At 37.7% G+C, this 6,879-nt stretch carries 5 protein-coding genes; 2 read left to right on the top strand and 3 right to left on the bottom strand.

The window, feature by feature from the left end; genetic code table 11:
• Positions 1 to 89 precede the first annotated feature (89 nt).
• Positions 90 to 1,034: a hypothetical protein gene (locus AB4507_RS22080; protein WP_372183392.1), complete on the bottom strand. Its 945-nt coding sequence runs from the start codon at positions 1,032 to 1,034 to the stop codon at positions 90 to 92.
• Between the two features lie 165 nt (positions 1,035 to 1,199).
• On the opposite strand from AB4507_RS22080, the gene AB4507_RS22075 reads away from it, so the two are divergent.
• A complete protein-coding gene (locus AB4507_RS22075; protein ID WP_372183390.1) occupies positions 1,200 to 2,399 on the top strand; it encodes an IS4 family transposase in 1,200 nt (399 codons plus the stop codon).
• Between the two features lie 114 nt (positions 2,400 to 2,513).
• On the opposite strand, the gene AB4507_RS22070 is transcribed toward AB4507_RS22075, so the two are convergent.
• Both AB4507_RS22070 and AB4507_RS22065 read right to left on the bottom strand, forming a co-directional pair.
• Entirely contained in the window at positions 2,514 to 3,104 is a 591-nt protein-coding gene (locus AB4507_RS22070) for a hypothetical protein (RefSeq protein ID WP_372183388.1), read from the bottom strand.
• A 296-nt stretch (positions 3,105 to 3,400) separates the two neighbouring features.
• On the bottom strand, positions 3,401 to 4,603 hold the full coding sequence (locus AB4507_RS22065; RefSeq protein ID WP_372183386.1) for a hypothetical protein: 1,203 nt from the start codon (positions 4,601 to 4,603) through the stop codon (positions 3,401 to 3,403).
• 475 nt (positions 4,604 to 5,078) lie between these two features.
• On the opposite strand from AB4507_RS22065, the gene AB4507_RS22060 reads away from it, so the two are divergent.
• The gene (locus AB4507_RS22060; RefSeq protein ID WP_102501270.1) at positions 5,079 to 6,599 is read left to right on the top strand and encodes a P-loop NTPase fold protein; all 1,521 of its coding nucleotides are present in this window, start codon (positions 5,079 to 5,081) and stop codon (positions 6,597 to 6,599) included.
• Positions 6,600 to 6,879: the final 280 nt, after the last annotated feature.

Here is a 6,879-nt window from a genome sequence, read left to right as displayed (position 1 = left end):
CAGGTCGCACGGACATAAACGATTTAGACCTGTAGCTCTAAATCGTTTATACAAGATTAGCAAAAGTATCTTGAAACCCTAAATGCTTGTTAGGTGAGTTCATAAAACTTAGTTACCAGCTTTTTAGCAAACCCTTTCTCAATATCAGAAGGCTCGAATTTCAAGTCATAGCGCTGACCTACGTAAAACGGCATCTCTATTTGAGCGCTATAGTTAACCTTATCTACCGCTTGTATAAAGTATGCAACAAGATCTGATTCCGTAACCATCTGCTGTGGCTTATCCGCATACTGTGACATTTCAGCTTCTAAATAATTTAACGAATCATAAATTCCGAGCAAGTCGATATTAGGAATTGCTTTTAGTTTTTCTAAATCTCGAAGATTCTGTTCAACAAAGATATTACAAACATCTAATAAGGTTTTTACTGGTTTTCTAGAGAAAGAAAAACCATTTTTAATACCTATAGCTAGCGGATGACTCAAAGAATATACAATCGAATATAATTGACCATCACCTTTATTTGGGACTGGTATTACTTTGAACCCGTTTAACTCTCTAAGTTTGTTAACCAATTCAATATGGCTATCTTCTGTTAAATATCGGTTTGCTTCGGTGAAATAGCTTGCACCAGTAAGCTCTTTCATTAGCCATGCTCTTCTCACTTTAATCATTTCAAGCGAGAAAAGCGCCTGCTTTGCAGCTCTGAAAGATTGCTTAACCTCCGGGTACAAATTAAAAACTATATAAAAGATACCTGCTGCATTAAGAGATATATAAAGACCTACGACAGGTGTTGATAATGAATCAGAGGTCATGAAAAATGTGGGTATTAATGATGCGACAATTAACCAAAACCTTTTCTTGGTTAGGCATATGATAGCCGCAGATACTTCTTGGTTTTTATATGTACGGTCATAATAGTTATCAAAAAGCATGGAGCTATAACGTGAAGCAAGTTGGTTCTTGATCTTTTTCTTAATCTCAACTCCAGACTCATTGTACCAATCTATTAATTTTTCTTTGAATTTCATTTCAATCTCTATTCGTCATATTTTGATTCTTGACTCAAAGCACCTAACGCTGGAATCTTACGAATCCCCTCATAATCAGGCGTAAAAACAATGAGGTAGACGCGCATCGCCGTCTTTGATCTAATGAATATCGCTGAACACACATTTCGAACAAGTGGGTTAACAATGCGCGACATTCAGATTCTACAACAAACCATACAAAACCAATGCCCCTCCATTCACAAAAAACGCGTTAGTTCTCTGATACTTGCTACAAAAAGTGTACTTGACGGCTCAGACTTAACGCTGACTAAACTAGGTCGCAAACTGGAAACTAATACCACGGTAAAACATGCGATCAAACGCGTTGATAGACTGCTTGGAAATCGCCAACTACATCGTGAAAAAGACCTAATTTATAAATGGCATGCCTACTTAATAACGGGCGCCAACTCATGCCCTGTGATCCTTGTGGATTGGTCTGATGTTCGTGAACAACTTCGTTATATGACGTTAAGAGCATCCGTTGCACTTGATGGTCGAGCCATCACAATCTTTGAGCAAGTTTTTGAGTATGGCCAATACAATTCACCAAAAAGTCACCAAACATTCCTCGATAAATTGCAGAGTATTTTACCCAGTAAAACCAGTCCAATCATCGTTTCTGATGCGGGTTTTAGAAATACTTGGTTCCGCCAAGTTCAGGAGAAAGGTTGGTTTTGGTTAGGTCGTGTCCGAGGTGAAGTATCAATCAAACAACCCCAAAAACCTTGGGTCTCAAATAAAACCTTTTATCCAACCGCTGTCCATAAACCCAAATATCTTGGCCACTGCTTACTAGCAAAGAGATCACCGATATCTTGTGAAGCCTATGTTTATAAGGGATTAGAAAAAGGCCGAAAAGCCCAGCGCCATAGTAGAACCAGCCAAAAACACTCCGCTACACATCTCTACCAGCGCAGTGCGAAGGAGCCGTGGCTACTCGCGACGAATGTCCCTAGACATATCTTAAATGAAGTACAAATTACCAATCTGTACGCCAAGCGTATGCAGATAGAAGAGGCCTTCCGCGATCTAAAGAGTACCGCCTATGGGATCGCACTTCGTCACAACAGAACTCGTTGTACTAAGCGATTAGATATCCTGCTTCTTATTGCGTTGCTCGCTGAAATCTTGATGTGGTGGAATGGCCTCATTGCAGTACAGGCCAAATGGCATTTTGACTTCCAAGCCAACAGCATTAAACACCGTCGAGTTCTCTCCATACCTCGTCTAGGGAGAGAGGTTCGAAATCATCGGCGATATCAAATTAATGAATCCCAATATCAATGGGGAATGTTCGAATATCAAAGGCTCACACACAACGCAGGACTAGGGAAAATATGAGGGGATCCGTCAGCGCTGGAATAACATGTTTGCTACTTACCGCCTTAATCACTTAAACTAAGGGCAAACTGACAATGCCAAGTGTAGCAAATCGTGTTGATGCATTTGTTAGCCCTAGAAGTGTCCGCGTAACCTACTATACACACTGCATAATTGATAGAGTTTAGCTAATTGTCTAGATTCATCCGTTCTTGATGGAGCAAAAAATGATATTGGCTCTCTAAGAGAAATAATAAAGCACAAAAAATCGACAGCACCTATAGTTTTATAGAAATTCAATGGGATACCATAGTCATTATCATTGTAAGAACCATGCGAAATACCATGCCTATTAGTTTTATCTGAATGTTTATAAGAACTAGATCTTACGTAAAAATTATTTTTCAAAAAATATTCAAATACATCAATTGAAGCAGTAATTGCTTTTACATTACCAAGGTTATTAGTTATTACATGCTCCTTACATTTTTCTGCCAATTCGGAAAATAATGCTATAACTCCTTTTCGATTACTTATCGACCGCTCACGTTCGATTCCCCAAACATCTACGAGTTTCATTCCCACACCTTCAATTACAGGCATTAAACCTGCGACTGCAATATGATCAAGGCCTATAAAATGAGCTTCTATCGATTCCGATATTATTTCCTTATACTCATTTATATACGGAACGTCTGGATATAGCCCTCTAACCATACTTGCCAAATTTTGCTCAGAGTAAATATGCTTTAGATAATCTTCTATCTCAAGAGCTTCCTTTTTTTAAGTACATTAGCAATGTTATTTAAATCCTGATTTGTGATATAAGGAGGTATCAAAAAGCCAGCCTTAGTAAATATTTCGTTATAAAACTCCAAACCTTACTCCTTGTAGGGCTAACGCAAAGTTAAAGTATGAACAACGCTAACACCTTAGCTAAACCATTGTGCCATAAACACTAAACTGGCTTGAAGTGAGAGCACCAAGCGTTATGAATCACTCTTAATTTTATTGTTAGGTTTTTATTTTTCAAAGAACACCTGATCAAACAGCAGTTTCGTAGTTGTCGCATTATATAAATGTTCAGCTGTAATAACCTCTAACTGGGTATGAGTAATACCTCGTAACTCAGCTTTATATGCCTCAGCTTCCTTTGTTCTCGTGGTCATTTGTAAGGACATATATGATGGATACTCTTTACCATCAAAGTTTTGATCCCTGTTTGCCCAAAAAAGTCCGGCTGCCATTGCAGAACGAATTGTCAAGTATCCATAGCCCAGTAGAATAGATTCGCGCACACTTGGCTCCCAGACAAAGGGGGTAGCTCTTGCCATTAGTGAACAAAAATACTCATGAATAAAATCATCTCGAATTACTGGATGAGGATGAGCACCTTTGACTTCATGAAATTTTTCTAGATATCCGTTACCGCAGAATCTATTGAACATACAAGTCATAGAGCAAAGTAATAAGTACATGGAGTTGGGTCCATAGAAACCTTCACGCTCCATATGCCGAACTGTAAGGTTTAACCCTTCAATATCAGCTAAAATTTCTCTAGATTGACCTCTAAAATCTGGCTCCGTGAAATCGCCGACAACTTCGTAGTACTCAATGTTTTCGGAAGTGTCCCCTTTTAATTTATAGTGGCACTGGATAAGGTGAGATAGTTCATGAAAAAACACCCATGAGAGCATCAGTTCGAACATAAGAAACCTAGCAGGTAGAGTCTTGATTATGACATCCAGCCTTTCTTCGCTCATAAGTTCAGGGTTTTCGTCAGCTCTTTTTTTATACTCCTCTATCCAAAGACCTGAAAAAGTAGCACTAAGAGGGCTAATTTCTTTTGATGTTAGCGTAGGAACTCCTGCCTCAAACTTAAACCTAGCCCCTTTAAACATACCCCAATTTTTATTCTTAAAATTTTCAGTGCTCTCAGCAATTTTTTCTGAATAGATAGGGAACACTAACGCATCTCGATAGATTTCTTGAATCATCCCAAAATGAATAACAATATTAGGGTTCAGTGGTGATAGCCTATTTACAATTGCACCAGCGTTTACAGACTCTTTTAAAGGAGTGCTAGTCGTTAACTTTCCACCTAAAGGCGCATAAATTTCTTCGTTAGCCCAAGAAGTTAGCCTATTTAAAACTAACTCCGCTAATTGCTCCATCAAACCAAAATCTAAACACTCGTTTTCATATATGGATTCAATATCGTCCATTAATTCCTCGCTAACTAAAAACCTAACTCTTTCTATACGGATTTTGGCCGTTTTTAACGTCCTATAATGCAGCCTTTCCAATCAAAGTTCAATTAACAATCAATAGGTTAATGATAGATGTGAGTATTAGAACGCCAAATGACGCATAATTTTGAAAAAGCTTGATTCGGCACTTAGTCGAATAACTACAGGTCAGGCAAAAGTACAGTCTAAGATTTTGAGTAGATATTCGAGCTGAGAAGGAATGGGGCATTTTTGTGTTATACGCCCCGTCAGCACACCTGTAGACAATTCCGTTTTAGAAAGATTGCTAATTTAGCAAAGTATGAGTTATTAAAAGTATGTAAAAAGTCGCTTACGTAAGTGTCCAGTATCACTGGAGCAGATCAAATCACGAAAGCCTCAAACATTCGACTTTCGAAATATTCACTTAAGTGTAAAATCTCCAAGTATATCCTTGAATAGTGGACGATTTATGAAAAAAATTGATCATGCAAGTCGCTATGACGAATGGAAAGACCGTTACAACTGGTCTACTTGTATTACTAATAGAAAAGAATATGGAAAGTTTCTAATATCTATTCTGACGTCAGAAAGCGATGGCTTTGTACTCAATCTCAATGGTTCTTGGGGAACTGGTAAAACAGAGTTCTTGAGGCGCCTATACATTGAATTGGCCGAACAATCTTACCCAGTTGTTTACATTGACGCTTGGGAAAGTGACTTTCTTAAAGATCCTTTAACAGTCGTATGCACCGAACTTTTAAATCAGCTCGGTTTTCTATTCAGAAATAGCAAGACAGATAAACGTACGAGAAAATACAAACAGTGTATCAGGCAGATAAATGGTCTGTTACATAACTTCAACAAGCTTAGTTCAATAATACAAAGTACTCAAAAACTATACACAGGTGACGCTGGACAGATTGAAAGCCTCGAAGAGTTGAACCTGTTTGAACAGATGATTAACTTTAGTAAACCCCAGATAAATATCATGAAGGACGTTGATGATACCAATGAGATTTTGATTACTAAGCTAATTTCCCAACAAAACGACTTAGTTGAATCAATGGGGAGTATTAGAAGCCAAATAAGTACAATTAGTTATATTCTGAATGACTTGTATGAGCTCAAATCGCCAATTGTTATCCTTCTAGATGAACTAGATAGGTGTCGCCCTGACTATGCGATAAAAATGCTTGAAATTATAAAGCACTTCTTCAATGTCGATGGATGTGCGTTTTTGATCGCCACAGATACTAAATCTCTAGAATCATCTATTAAAGCTATCTATGGTGAAGGCTTTGATTCAGAACGCTACTTAAAGCGATTTTTTAATCAACGTGTCTCATTAAAAAAACCGTCAATCTATGAATATGTTGTAGCCAAAGGCCTCGATTATTCTGAGTATGAAAGTAACGGTATTAGTATCTATCCGTTCGGCAACGATAAAAATAATAATGATCTTTTAGTTGCAAGACTCTTAAACATACAAGAGCTTGAATTAAGAGATGTTGAACAAGTATTGGCCAAACTAGTAAGTAGCTTAAATTACATAGTAAAATACAAGCCTAAAGGTCTATCTTGCATCAACATTTCAATCCTACTTTTTGGAATTATCGAGCACCATACTAACGATGAAAGTTTTGAATTAAGAGATAGAGCAGAGTCATCACTAAATAAAAAGTGGTCTTACATCCAATTTAACAATGAGTTTAGTGTTAGCCGATTTATGGAGTTTCAGTTCACAACTGTCTTTGAATCTTTCTCAAAGATAAGGTGGGAAGGGTTTACTAAATATACGAGTAATCAAGAAGATTTTATGTTGACGTTTTCCGTAACAGACCCTAGTAATTATAATGGTTCTCAATGGAATCGTTTAAAAATCATGGAGTCAGCTAGAAATCAAGAGCGATATTATCGCGCTGACAATAAATCATATTGGTTATGGGAAGACTATAAGAACATGATTGGACTAGCCGCAAATATTGAATAACTCGATTTCTTAAAAGAAAAGTTTCACGAACTTTGTTTGTTATGTCGAATTTACCCCCGTGATACAACACGGGGATTCACGACGAACAGCACAGGAGAATAGATAACTTTTAATAGGGCAAAACTCCATGAACAGGATATGAATGAGTAAAAGGTCTATCCAACAATGGGGCAGATCTGAGCTAGCTAGGGGTCGCTAGCTCGAAGCTGGACAGAAGCAAGTTAGTGCAATAGCACTAACTCAACCTTAAACGATTAGGAAAAGGGCTCTTCTCCGCTTA

Origin of the sequence: Vibrio sp. 10N.222.54.A3 (genome assembly GCF_041474095.1) — a bacterium.
In the GTDB taxonomy this organism is placed as follows: domain Bacteria; phylum Pseudomonadota; class Gammaproteobacteria; order Enterobacterales; family Vibrionaceae; genus Vibrio; species Vibrio crassostreae_C.
The sequence above is the reverse complement of the archived record's forward strand: the minus strand, read 5'-3'. Positions and strand labels throughout refer to the sequence as shown.

What these genes read in the sequence shown, in the direction of transcription:
- AB4507_RS22080 (WP_372183392.1), bottom strand. Translation starts at nt 1,034, where the DNA reads ATGAAATTCAAAGAAAAATTAATAGATTGGTACAATGAGTCTGGAGTT.
- AB4507_RS22075 (WP_372183390.1), top strand. Translation starts at nt 1,200, where the DNA reads ATGCGCGACATTCAGATTCTACAACAAACCATACAAAACCAATGCCCC.
- AB4507_RS22065 (WP_372183386.1), bottom strand. Translation starts at nt 4,603, where the DNA reads ATGGACGATATTGAATCCATATATGAAAACGAGTGTTTAGATTTTGGT.
- AB4507_RS22060 (WP_102501270.1), top strand. Translation starts at nt 5,079, where the DNA reads ATGAAAAAAATTGATCATGCAAGTCGCTATGACGAATGGAAAGACCGT.